Below are 21,295 nucleotides of genomic sequence, written 5' to 3' on the forward strand. Positions count from 1 at the left end.
CCGGACCCCGCCGATCCCGTGGAACAGCGCGATGATGCCGACCCGCCCCGAAGCCGTTGCGCCCGAGCGGACCATCCGCGTCAGTCTCACCGTCGGAGGGATGAGCTGCGCGGCCTGCGCCGCCCGGGTGGAACGCCGGCTCAACAAATTCGATGGCGTCACTGCGGCCGTCAACTACGCGACCGGCCGGGCCACCGTCGATACCGATCCCGCGATCACCGCGGACAGGCTGTGCGCGGAGGTCACCGCCGCCGGATACTCCGCCGAACCGGCCTCGGTCGACACCCCTGCCTTCGCCGCGACCGGCGCCGAGGACGCCGAGGTCACAGACCTGCGGCGGCGGTTGTTCGTCGCGCTGCTGGCCTTCTTCCCGCTGGCCGATCTGTCGGTGATGTTCGCGTTCATCCCCAGTGCCCGGTTCGACGGCTGGCAGGTGCTGCTCACCGCGCTGGCATTGCCGGTGGTGTTGTGGGCGGCCGCACCGTTCCACCGGCGGGCGCTGGCCAATGCCCACCATCGCGCGGCCAGTATGGACACGCTGGTTTCGGTCGGGGTGCTCACCGCCACGGTGTGGTCGCTGCACACCATGTACTTCGCGCCCGCCCGCACCGAGACACCGGAGGGTGTCTGGGCGGCGTTGTGGTCCAGCGATTCGATCTACCTCGAGGTCGCCGCGGGGATCGCCACCTTCGTCCTGGCCGGCCGCTATTTCGAAGCCCGGGCTAAACGCACCGCCGGCTCGGCGCTGCGTGCCCTCGCCGCCCTGACCGCGTCGGAGGTCACCGTGCTCACCCGGGACGGCCGCGAGATCACCGTGCCTACCGGCGAACTCGGTGCGGGCCAGCGGTTCGTCGTGCGTCCCGGCGAGACCGTCGCCGCGGACGGCACTGTGGTGGGCGGCGCCACCAGCCTCGACGCGAGCGCCATGACCGGTGAATCGGTGCCGCTCGAGATCTCTGCCGGTGACGCTGTGGTCGGCGGAACCGTTTCGCTGACGGGGCGGATCATCGTCGAGGCCACCGCGGTCGGTCCGGATACCGCCCTGTCGGGAATGATCCGGCTCGTCGACGAGGCGCAGCAGGGCAAGGCCCGGATGCAGCGCGTCGCCGACCGGGTATCAGCCGTGTTCGTCCCGTTCGTTTTCGTCGCCGCCATCGCGACGTTCGCCGGTTGGCTGGCTACCGGTGGGTCGGTGGACGACGCGGGCGCCGCGGCGATCGCCGTGCTGGTGGTCGCCTGCCCCTGCGCGCTCGGCCTCGCCATCCCCACCGCGCTGATGGTCGCCTCGGGTCGCGGCGCCCGCGCCGGCATCTTCCTCAAAGGACACCAGGCACTGGAAGCGACGCGGGATGTGGACGTGGTGGTCTTCGACAAGACCGGCACGGTCACCCACGGCGTGATGCGGATGGTCGCCGTCACCGCCCACGGAATCGAGGACAGCGAGGCGTTGCGACTGGCGGGTGCGGTGGAAGCCGCATCCGAGCACGCTGTCGCCGCGGCCATCGCCCAGGCGGCCCGCCGGGCCGGTCAGGTGCCGGAGGTCGAAGATTTCGAGGCGCTACCGGGACTCGGTGCGCGCGGGCGGGTGCTCGGCCGGGATGTGCTCGTAGGACGGCCCCGGCTGATGTCCGAGGAAGGCCGGGTCCCACCGGCCGAACTCGCCGCCGAACTCGACCGGCATGCCCGGGCCGGCCGGACCGCGGTGTACCTCGCGGTGGACGAGTCCGTGGTCGCTGTCCTCGCCGTCGCCGACACCGTGCAGGACTCGGCCCCGGCCGCGATCGCCCGGCTGCACCGGCTCGGCCTGCGCACCGTGATGCTCACCGGCGACAACGCTTTCGCCGCGCGGGCAGTCGCCACCGAGATCGGCGTCACCGAGGTGTACGCAGACCTCCTCCCGCAGGACAAGGTCACCCGCATCACCGAACTACAGTCGGCGGGGCACCGGGTCGCCATGGTGGGCGACGGGATCAACGACGGCGCCGCGCTCGCCACCGCCGATCTCGGGCTGGCCATCGGCGCGGGCACCGATGTCGCCATCGCGGCCGCCGATATGATCCTGGTCCGCGCCGACCTGGACACCGTCCCCGCCGCCATCGAGCTGGCACACGCGACCCTGCGCACCATCCGCATGAACCTGGTGTGGGCGTTCGGCTACAACGTCGTCGCCATCCCGGTGGCCGCGCTCGGCTGGCTCAACCCGCTGATAGCCGGGGCGGCCATGGCCTTCTCCTCGTTCTTCGTCGTCACCAACAGTCTGCGGTTGCGCCGTATGCGGATGACCTCATCGGCGTGAGCGGGCCAGCTCGGCCAGCATCGCGTTGTACGCATCCAGATCGGAATCGCCGTACGTCTCGTCCTTGCGGTCGGTGCGTACGGCGGTCCGCCGGTCCTGGGTGATCCACTGCGTCAGCAGCGCACCGACCACGAGCAGAACCGGCACCTCGCCGGACACCCAGGCGATACCGCCTCCCGCGTGCTGATCCGCCAGCAGGTCGATTCCCCAGGGCAATTGCAGGTTGGTGTAGAACCGGCCGCCGATCACCGTCGCCGTCGACATCACCACCACCCCGAAGAACGCGTGGAACGGCATGATCGCGAACAGCATGCCCAGCCGTCCCAGATGCGGCAGGCGCCGAGGTCCGGGATCGATTCCGACGATGGCCCAGTAGAAGAGGTAACCGACGATCAGGAAGTGCACGTTCATCAGAACGTGGCCCCAGTGATAGCTGATCAGATTCTCGAACAGCGAGGTGAAGTACAACCCGTACAGCGTCACCACGAACACCGGGATGGAGAAGCCCGGATGGGCGAGAACGGCGCTCGGTCTGGAATGCAATACCGCCAGCACTCCCTCACGCACCCCCCGGAGCTCGCCCTTGCCGGCGGGACGGGTCACCCGTAACAGCAGAGTCATCGGGGCGCCGAGTACCAGTAGCACCGGCACGACCATGTTGAGGGTCATATGGGTGATCATGTGCAGGCTGAACATCGCGTATCCGTAGGCGCCGATCCCCGACGAGGTCGCGACGAGCAGTGTCAGGCAGCCCAGTATCCACGACAGTGTGCGCCGCGGCGACCAGCCGTCGCCACGGCGGCGCAGGCACAGTACCCCGGCGCAATAGAGGACGATCCCGGCAAGTGCCGCGCTACCGAGCACCATATCGAAACGCCAGAAGGTCAGGAGCCGCAGCGCCGTCGGCGGTTCGACGATATCGAACCCGATGAACGCCTCGTGCGCGGTGAACCGGCGTCCCTCGAACGCCGGCGCCGGCCGCACTCCCGCCGCGGCAAGTACGGCGATGGCGACCAGGACCGTGGCTCCCGCCACGCCGAACATATCTCCGGCGCGGATCCCTTCCCGGCCGGACCGCCACGCCAGCAGCGCGACGAGAACTCCGAGAATCGCCGCCCCGAGGACGAGACGCCCGTAGCCGGTGGTGACCATCCGGTCCGGCGGCAGCAACAGTGCGACCAGCAGCAGGCCCGTGGCTGCCGCCACGATCAGGCAACCGGTGGTGAGCATCCGGACCCGGTGAATCACGGTGTCCCGATGAGCGCCGCCGCGCCGCAGATGCGCACTCGCGCACCAGAGCAACCCGCAGCACACGGACAAGGCCGGCTGGAACAGCAACACCGCCCCGGTCGCGTAGTCGTGCCCCGGCCCTTCTCCGGCGTTGCCGACGAGTACCGGCGGTAACACACCGATCGCGGCGAACAACAGCGTTGCCGCGGCGCCGAGCCATGACAGCGTCAGCCGGGCGACCAGAGCGACGATCGCGGCCAGCAGCGCGACCACCACCCATGCCTTGGGCTTCTCGCTCGCGTCCAGTAGCGGACCGAGTGTGCCCGCTCGCAGCAACTCCACAGTCGTGGTCCCACCGATATCCGCTGCGGTCACCGGGATCAACGCGACTGCCGTCACCAGCCATATCGTTGCCGCGCGCTCGACGACCCGGAGCCCGGCGTAGCCGTCCACGCCGACCCTTCCGCGTCTGGTGGTCCCGGTACAGCACACCGTATATACCGATGCGCCGAGGGTGAGCGCGCCCGCCACCATAGCGACCGCCCGGAGTACGGCGTAGCAGAGCGCCTGGGCGATCCCTGGAAAGGCTGTGCCCGCCGCGGTGTAGGTGGTCTCTCCGGCCGTGATCGTCGCGCCGGCCACCGCGACCACCGCGGCAGCCGCCGCGCCGGCCCATACCGCTCGCGTCGAGAACATCCCGATGCTCACCCTGTCTCTCGCAATCCGCCAGGCGCTCGGTGTGCCCGCTGTTGACCGGTAGTCGTGTGGACCGGTTGGACAGTTCCCGGAAAGCAGCGAATATGAGCTAGCTCTCGGTTCTTCAGCCGGGCGCCTTCGATCGCGCCGAACCGGCGGCACGCTACTCCGGATCCCCCGGTCGGACTGTGTCGGGCGGATCCGGCGGGCCGGCGGGGAAGGCCGTTGCGTGCGACCGAAGGCCAGCGGTTCTACTACGGCATTCGCCTCTACCGCCCGTTGGATGTCCGGCAGACCCGACTACATCGACATCCTCCGCCGAGAACCACCAGTACACCCAGGGTGAGCAGGCGTCGTCTTCGGGCGGTCCTGGGCGCAAGTGCCGAGCAAGAGGCCAGCGCGCCTGCCCGAGCTGCGGTGTGGTTCGGACGAGAATCCCTCGAATGGCTGGACGCAACGAGGTCGATCCTGTCTCGGTGGTGCCCGAGTCGGTTGTTCCTGGGAGTGAGGCGTCAATGGGCGACCGGGGCGGAGCTGTCGACCCGGCAGCATCAGGACCGGACGGCAATCCGGCCGACGTACCTGTCCAACATGCTGCCGACGTGGAGTGTGACGGGGTGACGGCGACTTTCGCGATTCGCTATGTCAGTGGTGCGGAAGCAGAGCGCATCGCGGCCGCGCAGGCGAAGGCTATTGCTGCACTGCTGAGGTGGCAGGCAGGATGTTCCGAAGTTGGCTGACCCCTGAATTCCGGTGAATTGCCAGTACCGTTGCCCTTGTTTTGTGTTTCCTGGAGGATCGAACCAGGGCAACCCTTTGACCTGTACATATGCGGTTCTACTGATGAAGCTCAAGCCCGTCGCGGAGCGAGAAACCCACTTGACCTGCGGTAATGCTGTCGCAGGTTGTGCCCTCGGCAGGATTCGAACCTGCGACACCCGCTTTAGGAGAGCGGTGCTCTATCCCCTGAGCTACGAGGGCCGGGCCGGGGGCCGGTGGGCGAGAGTCTACCGGGTGACCCGCTGTGAAGCCGCATCGTAGGTCGAGCGGCCCGGGATGGTTCAGGATGCGAGCGTGGTTTCGTAGTCGGCGGGGTCGAAGCGGCGGGTTTTCCAGCGGTAGAGGACCGTGGCGCCGGGCCAGTTGTTGGTGATGCGGCCCGAGGCGTTGCGGTACCAGCTGGAGCAGAAGTTCCAGGGTGTGTCTTTCAGGCGTTTCTGGAGCCAGTTGTCCCAGCGCTGTTCGGTTTCTGCGCGGGCGGCCAGGCCGCGGCCGGGGTGGTGGCGGAGGTATTCGACGGCTTGGCGGATGTAGCGGGCCTGGGATTCGAGCATGTAGACGATGGAGCCCGAGCCGACGTTGGTGTTCGGCCCGTACATCATGAACAGGTTGGGGAATTTCGGGACCGAGATGCCGAGGTAGGCGCGGGCGCCTTCGGCGGCCCAGGCGTCGGCCAGTTTGCGGCCGTCGGTGCCGTAGATGTTCATGGGGGCAAGGAATTCGGTGCCCTTGAAGCCGGTGCCGTAGATGATGACGTCGACTTCGTGGTCGATTCCGTCGGCGGTGCGCACGCCGGCGGGGGTGATCTCGGTGATCGGGTTGGTTTCCACGGTGACGTTCGGCCGGCCGAGGGCGGGGAAGTAGTCGTTCGAGAAGAGGGCGCGCTTACAGCCGGCGGCGTAGTCGGGGGTGAGTTTTTCGCGCAGGATCGGGTCGGGAATCTGCCTGGCGCGGTGAGCTTCGGCAACCTTCAGGACCGGGGCCTGGATCCCCTGCAGATCGGTGAGGGCCAGCGCCATCACTTCGAAGAACATCCACCAGCCGAAGCGCTCGGCCCAGCGGACCGGGGGCAGATACTTGAACACGGCGTGGTGGCGGGCGGCGTATGCGGCGTCGGCCTTGGGGAGCACCCAGGCGGCGGAACGCTGGAACAGTGTGAGGTGTTCGGCGATCGGCTGGATGCGGGGAATGTATTGGATAGCGCTGGCGCCGGTGCCGATACAGGCGACCCGTTTGCCGGTGAGGTCGGCGGAATGGTCCCATTCGGCGGAGTGGAAGGCGGGCCCGCCGAAGGTGTCGATACCGGGGATGTTCGGCATGGCGGGCCGGGAGAGCTGGCCGACGGCGGAGATCAGCACGTCGGCGGCGAGCAGGTCGCCGCCGACGGTGCGGATCTGCCATTTCGCGGTGGTTTCGTCGTATTCGGCGTCGCTGATCTCGGTGCCGAAGCGGATATAGCGTTCGAGATCGTATTTGCCGACCACGCGGCGCATGTAGTCGTGGATATCGGGCTGCTCGGAGAAACGCCGCGGCCAATCGGAGCGCGGTTCGAAGGACCACGAGTACAGGGGGCTCGGTACGTCGCAGGCCGCGCCGGGGTAGGTGTTCTCCCGCCATACGCCGCCGAGATCCTGGGCGCGTTCGACGATGGTGAAATCGTCTATCCCTGCCCGCAGGAGTTCGAGTCCCATACCGAGCCCGCCGAAGCCGGCCCCGATGATGATTATCGACGGCGTTGTCATGATCCAAGCGTAGGTCGGCGGCCGCTCGTATCGGAGGGGAACGAAGGTCAGTGAATCGATATTTCCGGCCAGATTTCCGGCCTCGAACGGCGCTGCGCGTGCATCTGTAAGTGATTCCGGATTTCTCCGCTCCGGAGGTCCGTGCCGATCATAATGCGTGGTCGCACGGCCGAGCCGGTGGTGGATTCATCCCATCAGTCGGTACACGGATACCGGCCGTGTCTCGTTTAGATGTCGTTTCGTTATCTGACTTGGCAGCGCACCGAATTCCCGGCTATCACAAGTGGGTGCTCGGCGGCGATGACGCAGTGCCGGTGGCCCGCAGGGGGCGTCGCGGGCACTGCGTCTCATCCCGCCGCCCGGCCGCCGTGGCCGCGCGTCGATTCTCGCCCGCTGACCAGCGCCTACCCTTATCTCGAACGGTTTTCGGCCTACCCTCCCCATGTCGGGCTACTCCGCGGTAGTCTCCGGCGGTGTGATGTGAGTCATGCCCGCTTCTGTGTCTCACCGAAGGGGACCGGGCTCGTATCGCGTGCCCTCCGCCACCCAGATCAGTAAGGGGTATTTCCGATGTTGAGCACCATGATGGACGACCAGCTCTCGCTGGCGACGCTGTTGCGCTACGCGTCCACCTTCGTCGGCGATTCCACGGTGTCCACCTGGACCGGCGACGGAGTGCGCACCATGACCTATCGGGAGGTCGGCGCCGAGTCGGCCCGGCTGGCCAATGCGCTCACCGATCTCGGCATCGGGCGGGGCGACCGGGTCGGCACCTTCATGTGGAACAACAACGAACATCTTGTTGCCTATATCGCCATTCCCGCGATGGGGTCGGTGCTGCACGCCCTCAACATCCGGCTCTCGCCCGAACAGCTGATCTATGTCGCCAACCATGCCGAAGACCAGGTGGTACTGGTCGACGGCAGCCTGGTGCCGATGTTCGGGCAGTATCTGCCCCAGCTGAAAACGGTCCGGCATGTGATCGTGGTGAACGGGGATGCCGCGGCCGTGCCCGCGGTCGACGGGGTCACCGTGCACGACTACGCCGAACTCCTCGCGAAATATCCCGACAGCTTCGACTTCCCGGTCGTCGACGAACGTTCGGCGGCAGCGATGTGCTACACCTCCGGCACCACCGGCGACCCCAAGGGCGTGGTGTATTCGCATCGCTCCAACTGGCTGCACTCCATGCAGGCCACTACCCCCTCTGCGATGGGGTTGCGTATCGACGACACCGTGCTCGGCATCGTGCCGATGTTCCACGCCAATGCCTGGGGTTTGCCGTATGCGGCGCTGATGACCGGTGCGAACGTGTTGATGCCGGACCGCTTCCTCCAGCCCGGCCCACTGCTGGAGATGATGGCGGCGGTGAAGCCGACCTTCGCCGCGGCCGTGCCGACCATCTGGGGTGGCGTGCTCGCGGCGCTGGCGGCGCAGCCGCAGGACATCACTCATCTGCGCGCGGTGGTGGTGGGCGGTTCGGCCGCGCCGCCGTCGATGATGAAGGCGTTCGAGGAGAAGCACGGGGTGCGGGTGGTGCATGCCTGGGGGATGACCGAAACCTCGCCGCTCGGCAGCCTGGCGCATCCACCGCACGGGGTGAGCGAGGAAGAGGCCTGGACCTACCGGGTCACTCAGGGGCGCTTCCCGGCCGCCGTGCAGGCGCGATTGGTCGGAGACGACGGGTCGGTGGTGCCCAACGACGGAAAATCTCTGGGAGAGCTGGAGGTCCGCGGGCCGTGGATCACCGGCTCCTACTACTCACCCGAGGGGGTGGCGGTGGACCCGGGCAAATTCGACGACGGCTGGCTGCGCACGGGCGACGTCGGCAAGATCACGCCGAACGGTTATCTGACGTTGGTGGACCGGTCCAAGGATGTCATCAAGTCCGGCGGTGAGTGGATCTCCTCGGTGGACCTGGAGAATGCCGTGATGGGTCATCCGGCGGTCGCGGAGGCGGCCGTCATCGGCATCCCGGACGAGAAATGGGACGAACGGCCGCTGGCGGCGATCGTGGTGGCCGAGGGCGCCTCGGTGCAGCCGGAGGAGTTGCGTGAATTCCTGTCGTCGCGGTTCGCGAAATGGCAGCTGCCCGAGTACTGGACCTTCATCGACGAGGTGCCCAAGACCAGCGTCGGCAAATTCGACAAGAAGCGGTTGCGGGCGCGGCACGCCGACGGCGAACTGGATGTGACCACGGTGCGCTGAGCACCGGAAACGCGCTCCCCGGCGCGAACCGCGCCGGGGAGCGGAATTCTCAGCAGTTGCGCAGTTCCGGGCTCTGGTTGAGCAACTGGTTGCGCGGGCTGATGAAGCGGTTGTACGTATCACCGCCGACGGCCGCGAGCGGGAACGCCGCGACGCGATGGCAGTTCTGGAATGCCAGCTTCACGCCGAAATGTCGTTCCAGTCCGCCTCGGATGGCGTCGGAGGCCAGGGCACGCAACAGCTGGCCACGTGCGGTCTCGTCCGGCGGGGCCACCTCGTTGTCGGCGAATTCCACGGTGCCGGTCTGCAGTTCATCGGCGACGCGGCTGACGACCTCCCATGCGTAGGGCAGTGAGGTGCGGACGCATTCGACGAATTCGGCGTCGCTGATCTCGCCGCTTTCGGCGCGTTCCAACAGGGCGGTGGGGACATCTAGGGACACGGCGACCTCCTGAGGTCAACTGGTCTGGGCGACAGGTGATGCGGAAACCCGCGGCAGATCTGCCCGGCCGAGTCTAATCGAAAGCGGTTGTCAATAACAGTGCATTGCCGTTGAAAGATGTTCGGTGGTGGCAGTTTTGGTTGTCCGCCGAACTGGCCGGTCGTCCGGTGGGCTCGCGGTGGTGGCGGTGGCCGGGCCGGCTTGTCGTGGGGTGAAACGGGCGCGGCCTCGGGCCGGGGGAGCGGACCGGGGAGTCGTGGACGATGTGGGTTCATATCGCCGGCGACTGGTTCATGGGCGGTAAGGTCACGGGAAATTCGCGCGTTCGTGACCGTTTCACTCCGGGATTTCAGGCCGCTGACCACCACGTTTCGGGGTAAGGTTGCGATATGGTCACGGGGCGGTAGAGTTACCGTCACAACGGATGCCTAAACGTTACGTTTACCGGGCTCGGGTCTGGATCCGCACGTGGGGCATTCGTGAACATGTTGACCGGATAGCGAGGACGGACAGTGGCGCACCATCGATCAGGCACCGGTTCCATCACCGTTATGAGCCTCATCGGCGACGAGGTCCGCGTGCGGCCTCATCGCCACCGGGCCGCGGCCACGGCCGTCGAGAAGGCCCGGGCGGCTGCCGGGGCCGCTGTCGCGGCGGGCGCGATCATCGGTACCGCCTCGCAGATTGCGCCGGCGCTGGCCTACGCCGCTCCGCTGCTCCCGGGCAGCGGTGAAAAGGAGGCCGCCGAGGCCGAACCCGCCCCTCCGGTCGCCGAGGAGATCGCACAGCCCGCCGAGCAGTCGGCGGCGGCGCACGTAGCAGCTCCGGCCCCGGCACCGGCCCCCGTTCAGGCCGCCGAGATCGCTGCCCCGGCTCCTGTTGCCGCCCCCTTCGGGCTGAGCAACCTGCCGCCCGAGGTCGCCGCGCCGCTGGCCCATGCGGAACAGACCCTGAAACAGCTGCACCAGCAGTTCGCTCCCGCGCCGGTCGTACGCCCGGTGGCAGGGATGGTCAGCTCCAGTTACGGAAGTCGCTGGGGCGCCATGCACTACGGCATCGATTTCGCCGATGCCCTGGGCGCGCCGATCAAATCGGTCGCCGACGGCACGGTGATCGAGGCCGGGCCGGCCTCCGGGTTCGGTATGTGGGTCCGGGTCCTGCACGACGACGGCACCACCGGCGTCTACGGCCATGTGAACGATATCTATGTCACACAGGGGCAGCGGGTACAGGCGGGCGAGGTGATCGCCACCGTCGGCAACCGCGGCCAATCCACCGGTCCGCATCTGCACCTCGAGATCTGGGACCAGGGTGGGAACAAAATCGATCCGATGACGTGGATGGCTTCCAAGGGGGTGCCACTGGAGTGGGGACCCTCGCACTGAGTTCCTCGAACTCTCTCGACCGTCCGATCCTTACCGGTCCCACCGGGCTGCAAGGAGACCTACGACCCCCCGGCGTGACCGAACTGGCGGAAATCTTCGAACCCGACTCCATCCACGGGCGCGTCTACGCGACCCTGGTGCAGCGACCGCGATCCGGTACCGCGGATATCGCGCGGCACACCGGCCTGTCCGACTCCGCCGTCGAAACGGCCCTGGACGAATTGTCGGAGCTGCGCGCGGTGCTCCGGGTAGTGGATGCCGACGGCACACCGCGCTGGGACGCGCATGCCCCCGAATCGCTGTCGGAGGCCGAAGCCCGCCGGCGCCGGCAACAGATCAGCACCATGCATGCCGCCGCGGCCCGGCTCAGCGAAACCTTCCGATCGGTACGCCGCGCCCAGGGCTGGAACGGTGCGGTGGTTCCCGTATTCGAACGGGCCGAGCTGCTGGCGGATTTCGAGACCCTGCACGCCAATGCCGCATACGGCGTGAAAATGGTGGAGCGCACTCCGCACCTCGGCGATACCGAACGCGACAGCCGGATCAGCGATCTCAAACAGGCCCGGATGGCCGAAGGCGTGCGGTATCGGATCCTCTATCAGGACACGATCTACCAGGATGCCGACCGGCTGCGGCATACGCTGGCCACCAACGCCCGCGGGGCGCAGGCCCGCACCCTGCCCGATCCGCCGTTCAAGCTGATCGTCGCCGACGACGAGCGGGCCAGTCTCGTCCTGCACGCCGACGAACGCCGGCCCGATCCGATGGCCTTGCGAATCAGCGGTTCCCCCCTGCTGGATCTGCTGGTCCGCAGTTTCGATGTGTTGTGGACACTGTCGGCGCCCATCTCGGTGCAGCCTGCCGCCGACGAACTCGACGAACGCGACCGGGCCATTCTCACCATGATGAGCATGGGCGCGACCGACGATACGATCGCGCGCCGGCTCGGGATGTCGCGGCGCACGGTGGTCCGCCGGACCGCGCGGCTGCTCGAACGGCTCGGAGCAAGCACCCGGTTCCAGGCCGGGGTACAGGCAATTCGCCGCGGCTGGCTCTGAACTGATCGCAAGACCGGTCCGGCCGATATGATGGCCGGACCGCGCTCGCCCCGGGCACTCCGATTCTCCGCCGTTCGGGCACGCGGGGGCCGGATCCGGGTTCGATGCGAGAGGGTGAATGCACTCGAATGGAAACTGCCCGTCGTTCCCCTCGTGGCAGTCGCCGGCGTCGTGCGGGCACCCCTCCTCTCGGCCAGTTGCTGACCGCTGCGGTGGAATCCGCCGCGGATGAGGTCGCGATTCGCTACAACCCGACGGGCGCGCCCGCCGATCAGCTGGAGCTGACCTACCGGGAGCTGGACCAGCGGTCCTCGCAGGTCGCGCGGGAACTCATCGAACGCGGAGTCGGACCGGGCGATGTGGTGGCGATCGGCATAGCGCGCAGCCCGGAATCGGTGCTGTCGGTATGGGCGGTCGCCAAGACCGGTGCCGCCCACATTTTCATCGACCCCGCCGACCCGGCCGACCGGATCACGTCCATCGCCACCGATTCGGGGGCTGCCTTCGGCCTGACCACCTCGATGTACCGGCGGGTCCTGGGACGCGCCCTGTACTGGATCGAACTCGACGACCCGGTCCAGGCCGACCGTATCGCCCGGCGGCCCCGGCATCCCATCTCCTACACCGACCGGATCCGGACACTCGACGAGCGTCATCCCGCCTATATCACCTACCCCTGCGGTCCCTCCGGTGAACTCGCAGGCATCGTGGTCCCGCACGCCGGACTCGGCGCGGTGGTCGCCGCGGTCGGCGACAGCTATGGGATATCCAGTGATTCCCGGGTCGTGCACAGTTGCTCGCCGACCGTCGATATCGCTGTTCTCGAATTACTCCTCACCTGTACCGCGGGCGCGACCCTGGTCATCGCCCCGGCCGGTGTATCCGGCGGGCGCGAACTGGGCGAACTGATCCATCGGGAACAGGTGACGCACCTGATCACCACCGCAGCCGTCGCGGAATCAGTGGACCCGGCCGGGCTCGACGACCTGGCGCTGGTCGCCGTCATAGGTGATCGGAACGGATCCGCGCCGACCGGTCGCTGGGCGAGAGAACACTGTTTCGTCACCTCCTACGGCTGCTCCGAGGCCGGGATCGTCGCCACGAATACCGGCCCGGCGCTGCCGGACCGGCCGGGCACCATCGGTACCGCGGCGGCCGGGGTCGAGATGCTGGTTCTCGACGCCCGGTTGCGACCGGTCCTCGCGGGCGACGTGGGCGAACTCTATCTGGTGGGCCCGGTCCTGGCGCAGGGCTATGCGAATCTGCCTGCACTGACCGCGTCACGTTTCGTCGCCGTCCCCGGCGGCAACGGCAGGCCGGGCACCCGCATGTACCGGACGGGCGACCTGGCCCGGTACGTCGAAACACCGCAGGGCCTGGAGATCGAGTTCTCGGACAGTGTCGATTCCCGGCTGCGGGCCTACGGTGGCGAGTCGGCGAATGCTGTCGCCGGTGCCCGCCTTGCCGCACCGTGGCCGCGCGAACTGCGGGGCGGCGCCGGTTCGGTTGGCTACGCCGGTTCGGTGGACGGCAGCGAACGCGTGACCCCCGGCGGTGAGCCGGGTTTCGTGGAGACAGTGACCGATCCGGCAAGCGACCGTACGGGCGAGGTTCCGCTGACCCCGCTTCTCGGCCGTTACCTTGCCGGTGGGGTGTTTCCGGGGTTCGCGCAGAGTATGGTGCTGTCGCTGCCGGAAGGTATCGATCGCGCCGGGCTGGCGGCCACCGTGGGTGCGGTACTGGCCGGCCATGAAATGTTGCGCGCCCAGGTGGTGACCGAGGGCGACCGATACTGCTTCGAGTTGCCGGACTACCTGCCGGGGGCCGGTGTACTGATCTCCGAGGTCGAGGTGCCGGCGGGCACCGGCGGTACCGCGCCGGCCGAGATCCTCCGGGCGGCAGCCAATTCTGCGGTGGCTCAGCTGGACCCGCTGGGCGGCCGGATGGTCGCCGCCACTTGGCTGCGCCGGCCCGGCGCGCGGGACGCACTGCTTTTGGCCGTGCATCAATACGTCGTCGATGCCGCGTCCTGGCGCATTGTCGTCGACGATCTGGCACGAGCGTGGGAACACATGGCTGCGGGTCGCGATGTCGAGCTACCGCCCGCCGGAAAATCGTTCCGGACCTGCGCGCATACGCTGTTCACAGCGGACCGGGAAAACGAAAAAGACTACTGGCGTGCTGTTCTGGCCACGCCCGACCCGTTACTCGGGGCCCGGCCGGTGGACCCTGCCACCGATATCCACGCGGCGGTGTGCCGGTTCGCGGTCGAGGTACCGGCCGGTATCGCCGGTAAGGTCCGGGCCGCGCTACCGGACCGGTACGGAACCGGCACCGACGATCCGCTGGTGGCGGCGCTGGCGCTGGCCGTGCGGAACTGGCGGTTACGGCGTGGTGTGGATTGTGCTTTCACCCGGGTTCGCCTCGAAGGGGACGGTCGTTCGTCGGCAGTGCTGTCCGAGGTCGATATCGCTCGCACGGTCGGCCGATTCAGCACCGAATACCCGGTGGCCCTGGACTTGTCCGGTATCGCCGGCGATGCCGCGTTACGCGGTGGCGTCGAAACCGCCGAACTGCTGCAGACCGTATCCGCGCAGCTCGGCGCGGTTCCGGACGGGGGCGCCGGTTTCGGAGCACTGCACCCGGCCGCCCCCGGTGCGGCCCCGGCGCAGATCGGTTTCACCTGCCGCGACGGGGGAGTGGCCGCCCGCGCCGATCCGGCCTGGGCGCCGACCGGTGAACTGGGCGACGTCCCCGGCGAACCCGACCCGAGTATGCCTGTGGACCTGGTTGTCGATATCGATGCCGTCGTGCGATCCGACGGCGCGCTGACCGTGGTGTTCGGTTATCTCGCGGATATCGTCGACGAATCCGCCGTCCGGGAGCTTGCCGGTGACTGGCTGGCCGCTGTGCGTGCACTGGCCAGGCATGCCGGGGGCCCTGCCGCGGGCGGGCTCGATTCGCCGCTGATACCAGTGGCGGAAGCGGAACTGGAGGCGTGGCGGGCGGTATATCCGCGCCTGGCGGAGGTGCTGCCGCTGGGGCCCTTGGGTACCGGTCTGTTCTTCCGTTCCCAGCTCGCCGCGGAGGGATCCGGCGGCGATGCGATGCTTTTCGCGCTGGAACTCGGCGGTGTTGTCGACCTCGACCGGTTGCACAGTGCCGCGCAGGCGCTCTCCGACCGGCATCCGGCGCTGCGTTCGATATTCACTACCGGCGCCGACGGTATCCCGGTGCAGTTGGTCATCGAAACCACCGAAGTCCCGTGGCGGGTGGTCGAGGATGTCGGCGACTACGAGATGGCCGACCTGCTGGCTACCGAACACCGCATCGGATTTGCCCTGGACAGCGCGCCACCATTGCGGTTCACCGTCTACCGCACGGTGTCGGGGCGTACGCATTGCGTGCTGGTCGCGCATCCGCTGCTGTTCGATACCGCGTCGGCGGCGATTCTGCTGCGGGATCTGCTGGCCCTGTACGGGCGGCACGGCGACGGGGCGGCGCTGCCCGATCCGCCGCCCTACCGCGAATACCTCCGATGGCGCGCGCACGGCGATGCCGAGGCCGCCCGCGCCCGCTGGTCGGAGGTGCTGCGCGGCGTCCGGCCCACCGAACTCGCCGCGGTACTCGCTCCGTCCGCGCAGCCGGAGGACGGGTACGGGGAGACGGTGCACGTGCTCGGCGAAGAGGAAACTGCGGCGATGGCCTCCTACGCGGTGGCCTCCGGTGTCACGGTCGAAACCGTGGTGCGGGCCCTGTGGGCGCTGGTCCTGGCGAGTCTCACCGGGCGCACGGATATCGTCTTCGGCGCTGTCGTGCCGGGCCGCCCGCCGGAGCTCGGTGGAGCGGACGAGATGGCCGGGCTTCTGGCCGATACGATTCCCGTGCGGGTTCAGCTCACGCCCGGCCGGACCGTGCGGGAATTACTCACCCGGATCCAGTCGGAGCAGGCCACCCTGCTCGAACACCACTATCTCGACCCGGCCGGTACCCCGCCGGGCGCCGCCCACCTTTTCGATACCGTGCTGGTCTTCGATCCCGACCCGATCGACGCGGCCGGGTTGCGCGCCGCGGCCGGTGCGCTCGACGGTCTGGAGGTCGTGGATATCACCACCCGGATCGACAGCCACCACCCGGTGACACTGGTGGTGGAATCGGCCGACCGGTTGCTGCTGCGGTTGCGTTACCGCCGCGACAGTGTCGCCGAAATCTGCGCGCAAGCACTCTCGGAGCTGTTGCGAGCGCTCGTAGGGCAGCTGCTGGCCGTGCCCGCGCAGGTTGCCCTACCGGCCGCGGGCTGGTGGGACCCTCCCACAGCGCTCGGCGTTCACGGCGAGCTACCTGCCGACCGGCCGCGGCCGGTTACCGCGTCCCGGCGCAGCGGTGTGTTACGCCGGGAATTGGACAGCGAGCTGCACGACGCACTGGATATCGCTGCCGGGCAATGTGATACGAACGATTTCACCGTGGTGCAGGCTGCGCTGGCCGTATTGCTGGCGCGATTGTCCGGATACCGGGAAACCGCGGTGGGCGCGTATGCCACCAAGGGGTCTGCGGCGGGGCTGTCGGTTCTGCATACTCACGTGAATCCGGCGGGCAGTTTCGATGCGCTACTGGTCGAGGCCCGGGAAGCCGGGGCCGCGGCCCTGGGCACAGTCGGCCGGGGCAGCGAACGCCTCGGTCACCTGATCGACACCCTCCGCACGGTGGCCGGTCAGCCGCCCTTCCGGGTTTTGCTGTCGACCGACAGCGAACCCGCGGAGCTACCGGAAAAGCTGGATCTGCGCGTGGATCTGGTGGCCGACGGCGCCGGTGCCACCCTCACTTTCACCTACGCCCGCGACCTGTTCGACGCACCGACTGTCGGAGATCACGCCGACCGGTTGCTCCGGATCCTGGCCGCCGTGGCGGCCGATCCCGGCGTCGTCGTGGGCGATATCGACCTGCTCTTCCCCGGGGAACGTGAACTGGTTCTGCGGGAATGGAACAGTGCGGGCGCCGCGGTGCCGCCGGTGACCGTGGTCGACCTGATCGAGGCCCGTGCCCGCCTGGATCCGGCGGCCCCGGCCGTGCGGTCCGGGGATGTGGTCTCGAGTTTCGACGAATTACTCGGTTGCTCCTACCGGGTGGCGCGCGGATTGATCGATGCGGGTGCCGGCCCGGAAACCCTGGTGGCGGTGGCGGTACCGCGCACCGAGGTCCTTCCGGTGGCCCTGCTCGGCGTGCTGCTGGCGGGCGCCGCGTACCTGCCGATCGATACGGCGCGGCCCGGGTACCCGGAAGGGCAGTCCGTCGTTGTTCTCACCGTCGCGGCGATGCGGGATGCGGTGCCCGCGGGCCTGGCCGTGGTGGTTGTCGAAGAAACCACACACCATTCCGCGGCCCCGGTCACCGACATGGACCGGCATGCGCCACTGCGGCCCGGCAACCTGATGTATGCCGCGCACTCGTCCGACCCCACCGGCGTGACCCATCGCAATGTGGTGGAGCTGTTCGCGAACACTCAGTTGCTGTTCGATTTCGACGACGCCGATATATGGGCGCTGTTCCATCCCGTCACCTCCGGCTTCTCTGTATGGGAGCTGTGGTGCGCACTCGCCGGCGGGGGTTGCGTGGTGGTGGTCGACGAGGAGACCGCCGAGTCGCCGCAACGATTCCGCGAACTACTCGTACGCGAACGGGTCACGGTGATCGGTCAGACTCCGCCGGAGTTCTACCGCTTCACCGAGGCCGACCGCGTCGCGGACCCGGCGGATGACACGTCCGCCCTGCGGTATGTGGTGCTGGGCGGCGAAGCGCTCGACCTGCGCAGGCTGCGGCCCTGGTACGAGCGTCACGGCGCCTCCGGGGGCGGCGAAAGGGACGCGCCGTGGGTGGTGAGTATGTACGGCACCGCCGAAACCACCGTGCACGCCTCGTACCTGATCCTGGACGAACATCTGGTGGACAATCCGGCCAGTGTGATCGGGCGGGCGTTGCCGGGCCTGGACGCGCTTGTTCTCGACGACCGGTTACAGCCCGCACCGGTGGGCGTACCCGGCGAAATCTACGTGGCGGGCGCCCAACTGGCGCGTGGCTACCTGGACCGGCCCGGACTCACCGCGACACGATTCGTCGCCGACCCCTTCGGTGCCCCGGGGGCGCGGATGTACCGGTCCGGGGATTTCGGGCGGTGGGCAGGATTCGCCGGACGCGCCAACCTGGAATACACCGGTCGCCGGCAGTCGCGCGAGTGGGGGGACGGGCCCGAAACGGTCGATGCGGTATCCCCCGGACCTCCGGTGGAACGCGCGGCCTATGCGGAACCCGCGGACAGTACGGAAACTGTTGTCGCCGAAGTGTTCGCCGAGCTCCTCGACGACGACCGGGTCGGCGCGGACGACGATTTCTTCGCCCTCGGCGGTAACTCGCTGCTGGCGAGCCGGGCGGTGGCCCGTATCAACGAAGCGCTGGGCGCCGATCTCACCCTGCGCGCGGTGTTCGAAGCTCCCGTTGTCTCCGCGCTGGCCGCCCGGGTGGAACCCGGTGCCGGCCGGGCGATGCAGCGGCCGGCCCTGGATCGGGCCGAGCGGCCGGAGCGGATCCCGCTCGCGCCCAACCAGCACCGGATATGGCTGGGGGGCCGGGCGGACCCGGGCGCGCACAATATCGTGCTCGCCGTGGGACTCACCGGTGCGCTCGACACCTCGGCGCTGCGGTACGCGATCTCGGACCTACTGGAACGCCACGAACCGCTGCGCACCCGCTACCCGGCGGGCCCGGACGGGGTGCCGTATCAGGACATCCTGCCGGTGGCCCAGGTACTGCGCGGCGGCCTGGAAATCGCGGATACCGACGACCCATCCGGCAGTATTGCCGAATTACGCGCCACCGCTTTCGATATCACCACCGCGGCGCCCATTCGTGGACTGCTGCTCGCTACCGGCGCGGACCGGCATATCCTCGCACTGGTGGCACACCGGATCGCCGCGGACAGTGCGTCCCCGGCGCCGTTGCTGCGGGATCTGATGACCGCGTACCTGGCACGGGTGAGCGGGGAATCGCCGCGCTGGTCGCCGCTACCGGTGCAGTACAGCGATTACGCGATCTGGCAGTGCGCTCTGCTCGGTGCCGAGGACGACGAGAATTCCCTGACGGCACAGCAATTGGGATATTGGCGGCAGCAGTTGCGTGGGTCTGCCGGGAACAGCGGGCTGCCACCGGACCGGCCACGCCCGGAACGGATATCGCTACCCGATGCCGCAATCGATATCGCTATGCCCGCGCACGTGCACCGGTCGCTGGACGCGTTGGCCGAGGAACGCGGTGCCACCGTTCTCCTGATCGTGCATGCGGCAGTGACCGCACTGCTGCACCGGTCGACGGGTGCCGCTGATATCGCGGTCGGCCGCCGGATCACCGGCCGCGACGAACCGGCGCTGGCCGATCTGGTCGGCCGGTTCGCGAATACGGTTACCGTGCGAACGCGAGTACGGGCCACACAGACCTTCACCGAACTCCTGGACCGCACCCGGGAAACGAATCTGGCCGCCACCGCCAACGCCGATACTCCTTTCGAACAGGTCGTCGACGCTGCAACATCCGCACGTGAGCCGCTGTTCGGTGTGTTGTTGTCGCAACTCGACAAACCGGCCGTCGTGAATCTGCCGGGACTGGCGGTTCGCGAACTGGATCACGGGATATCGGACGCGCAGGTCGATCTGCGAATAGATATCGACCCGTGCCGCGAGCGAGACGGCGCTCCCGGCGAGCTCCGGATGGCGCTGGCGTACCGCACCGACCTCTTCGACGAGGAGACGGTGCTCTCGTTCGGCGACCGGTTGGCCCGGATCCTCACCGCGGTCGCCGCGGAGCCACGGTTGCGGGTCGGGGAGATCGATATCATCGGTGACTCCGAACCGGAGCATGCTGCCGAACCCCTCGATGCTGCGGACGTGGCGCTCGGCTCCGAATCAGTGGTTCCGGCGGATATGCGGGGCGCTGGGTCCGGTGTCCCGGCGGTGGCGGCGGGGGTGCCGGGAACTGAGTCCGGTGGTGGGGCAGTAGTTTCGGTGGGCATGGATGGCACGTCCGGTGGTGGGCCGGATGTTCCGGCGGGTATGACCGGGATAGCCCCGGCCGAAACGGGCATTGCCGCGGATAAGGGAGTCATCCGGCCTGCCGAACGGGCCGACCCGGTGGGCGCGACCGGTCCCGCTGCGGCGGGACTCGTTGCCGAGGCGGGTTCTGTGGGAGGCGCATCGGTCGCCGACACCGATGTTGCCGAGAGAACGGGCGATACGGCGCCTGCTGATCAGGCCGGCCCGGTGGATACGGTCCGCCGTGCCGCTGCTCCGGGGTGGGGTGTCCCGGCGGGTTCGCCCGGGACAGTGCCTGCCCCGGCGGTATTCGGACCGCCGGATGCGGTGGGGATCGAATACGCCGGCGGACCGGCGGTTTCGACAGCTACCGCGGGAATAGCGCTTGCGCGGACCCTCACGGTCTCCGTGGAGGACGATCCGGACGGACCGGCAGTGATCCGCGGCGACGAGGTGATGACCTACCAGGAACTGGATACCCGTTCGTCTCGGTTGGCGCGGGTTCTGATCGCTCGCGGCTGCGGGCCGGGGACCGGGGTGGTGACCGCACTGGAGCGCGGTATGGATTCGGTGGTGGCCACCTGGGCGGTACTCAAAGCCGGTGCGGCCCTGGTGCCGGCCGACGCCGTGCAGGTGGCGGTGACCGCCGGTCTGGTGGTGGAGTTCGCTCTGGCGGTGACCGCCGCGCCGCGGACGCCGGAGGCGGAGTGGCTGATACTGGACGATCCGGCAATACAGGCCGAAATGGGCCGGCAGTCCTCACGGCCGGTCACCCACGCGCACCGGGTCCGGCCGCTGCGCGGCGGCGATCTCGCGGTGGTGGACGCCACCGGCCGGCGGGTGACCTACGACCGGTTGGCGGCCGCGGTGGCGCGGGTACACGCCGCCACCGAGCTGACCTACGAGGCCAGGACATACGGTTACGGCCGTGGCGACGGTCCGGCGGCGGTGACGGAGTTCGTGGCGGCCGGGGCCGCGGGGGCCTCGGTGGTGCTGCCCCCCGGCGACGGCCGGAAGGTGACTACCGCCGAGGAATGGATCACCCATCTGTGGTCCGACAACGAGGGGCTCGGGTTCCTCCGTCCCGGGGCACTACCCGATCTCATGGCGCTGATCCTGGCGGAGGGCGGTCCGCCCGGTCCGGCCTGGCACGAGGTCGCCTGGGTGCTGGACCTGCCTGCTCTGATCGGCTGACGGCCGGTCGGTCCGGATACGGTCACCGGATGGTCGAACAGTGACCGGGGCGGTAACCTGCCGGGTGCCATACCGGGGACCGGCGGGTTGTGGCAGGCTGCCACCATGCCGCGGCCACGGTCGGCGCGGCGGTGAAGTGCGATAGGCAGGCGAGGCGGATAGATGGATGCGGTAGTCGGTCAGCGG

At 68.5% G+C, this 21,295-nt stretch carries 9 protein-coding genes and 1 tRNA gene; 6 read left to right on the forward strand and 4 right to left on the reverse strand.

What is annotated here, in order from left to right; genetic code table 11:
* Positions 1 to 31 precede the first annotated feature (31 nt).
* Positions 32 to 2,296: a heavy metal translocating P-type ATPase gene (locus tag NFL01S_RS18715; protein ID WP_062977072.1), complete on the forward strand. Its 2,265-nt coding sequence runs from the start codon at positions 32 to 34 to the stop codon at positions 2,294 to 2,296.
* Here NFL01S_RS18715 and NFL01S_RS18720 read toward each other — a convergent pair.
* Positions 2,285 to 4,222, reverse strand: a complete 1,938-nt coding sequence (locus NFL01S_RS18720) for a cytochrome c oxidase assembly protein (RefSeq protein ID WP_063915998.1) — start codon at positions 4,220 to 4,222, stop codon at positions 2,285 to 2,287. The genes NFL01S_RS18715 and NFL01S_RS18720 overlap by 12 nt on opposite strands.
* A gap of 443 nt (positions 4,223 to 4,665) precedes the next feature.
* Here NFL01S_RS18720 and NFL01S_RS35600 point away from each other — a divergent pair, with 443 nt between their 5' ends.
* A complete protein-coding gene (locus NFL01S_RS35600) occupies positions 4,666 to 4,962 on the forward strand; it encodes a hypothetical protein (protein ID WP_157116691.1) in 297 nt (98 codons plus the stop codon).
* A gap of 168 nt (positions 4,963 to 5,130) precedes the next feature.
* Here the strand turns inward: NFL01S_RS35600 and NFL01S_RS18725 are convergent.
* Together NFL01S_RS18725 and NFL01S_RS18730 are read right to left on the reverse strand one after the other, a co-directional pair.
* Positions 5,131 to 5,203: transfer RNA gene (locus tag NFL01S_RS18725), tRNA-Arg, on the reverse strand.
* A gap of 80 nt (positions 5,204 to 5,283) precedes the next feature.
* Positions 5,284 to 6,744, reverse strand: coding sequence for a flavin-containing monooxygenase (locus NFL01S_RS18730; protein WP_062977075.1), 1,461 nt, complete (start codon positions 6,742 to 6,744; stop codon positions 5,284 to 5,286).
* Between the two features lie 570 nt (positions 6,745 to 7,314).
* Between NFL01S_RS18730 and NFL01S_RS18735 the strand changes: the two genes are divergently transcribed.
* The gene (locus NFL01S_RS18735; protein WP_062977077.1) at positions 7,315 to 8,952 is read left to right on the forward strand and encodes a long-chain fatty acid--CoA ligase; all 1,638 of its coding nucleotides are present in this window, start codon (positions 7,315 to 7,317) and stop codon (positions 8,950 to 8,952) included.
* Positions 8,953 to 9,001: 49 nt separating this feature from the next.
* Here NFL01S_RS18735 and NFL01S_RS18740 read toward each other — a convergent pair whose 3' ends face one another.
* Positions 9,002 to 9,394: an SCO5389 family protein gene (locus tag NFL01S_RS18740; RefSeq protein ID WP_062977079.1), complete on the reverse strand. Its 393-nt coding sequence runs from the start codon at positions 9,392 to 9,394 to the stop codon at positions 9,002 to 9,004.
* Between the two features lie 551 nt (positions 9,395 to 9,945).
* Here NFL01S_RS18740 and NFL01S_RS18745 point away from each other — a divergent pair.
* The 3 genes from NFL01S_RS18745 (at position 9,946) to NFL01S_RS18755 (ending at position 21,109) form a co-directional block, all read left to right on the forward strand.
* Positions 9,946 to 10,779 (forward strand): M23 family metallopeptidase, encoded by an 834-nt coding sequence (locus NFL01S_RS18745; protein WP_062977080.1) that lies wholly within the window; start codon positions 9,946 to 9,948, stop codon positions 10,777 to 10,779.
* A 74-nt stretch (positions 10,780 to 10,853) separates the two neighbouring features.
* A complete protein-coding gene (locus tag NFL01S_RS18750) occupies positions 10,854 to 11,837 on the forward strand; it encodes a LuxR C-terminal-related transcriptional regulator (protein WP_062977082.1) in 984 nt (327 codons plus the stop codon).
* Positions 11,838 to 11,965: 128 nt separating this feature from the next.
* Positions 11,966 to 21,109, forward strand: coding sequence for a condensation domain-containing protein (locus NFL01S_RS18755; RefSeq protein WP_157116693.1), 9,144 nt, complete (start codon positions 11,966 to 11,968; stop codon positions 21,107 to 21,109).
* Positions 21,110 to 21,295 lie beyond the last annotated feature (186 nt).

Origin of the sequence: Nocardia flavorosea NBRC 108225 (assembly GCF_001613385.1) — a bacterium.
In the GTDB taxonomy this organism is placed as follows: domain Bacteria; phylum Actinomycetota; class Actinomycetes; order Mycobacteriales; family Mycobacteriaceae; genus Nocardia; species Nocardia flavorosea.

What these genes read in the sequence shown, in the direction of transcription:
- NFL01S_RS18745 (WP_062977080.1), top strand. Translation starts at nt 9,946, where the DNA reads ATGAGCCTCATCGGCGACGAGGTCCGCGTGCGGCCTCATCGCCACCGG.
- NFL01S_RS18730 (WP_062977075.1), bottom strand. Translation starts at nt 6,744, where the DNA reads ATGACAACGCCGTCGATAATCATCATCGGGGCCGGCTTCGGCGGGCTC.
- NFL01S_RS35600 (WP_157116691.1), top strand. Translation starts at nt 4,666, where the DNA reads ATGGCTGGACGCAACGAGGTCGATCCTGTCTCGGTGGTGCCCGAGTCG.
- NFL01S_RS18755 (WP_157116693.1), top strand. Translation starts at nt 11,966, where the DNA reads ATGGAAACTGCCCGTCGTTCCCCTCGTGGCAGTCGCCGGCGTCGTGCG.
- NFL01S_RS18720 (WP_063915998.1), bottom strand. Translation starts at nt 4,222, where the DNA reads ATGTTCTCGACGCGAGCGGTATGGGCCGGCGCGGCGGCTGCCGCGGTG.
- NFL01S_RS18735 (WP_062977077.1), top strand. Translation starts at nt 7,315, where the DNA reads ATGTTGAGCACCATGATGGACGACCAGCTCTCGCTGGCGACGCTGTTG.
- NFL01S_RS18715 (WP_062977072.1), top strand. Translation starts at nt 32, where the DNA reads ATGATGCCGACCCGCCCCGAAGCCGTTGCGCCCGAGCGGACCATCCGC.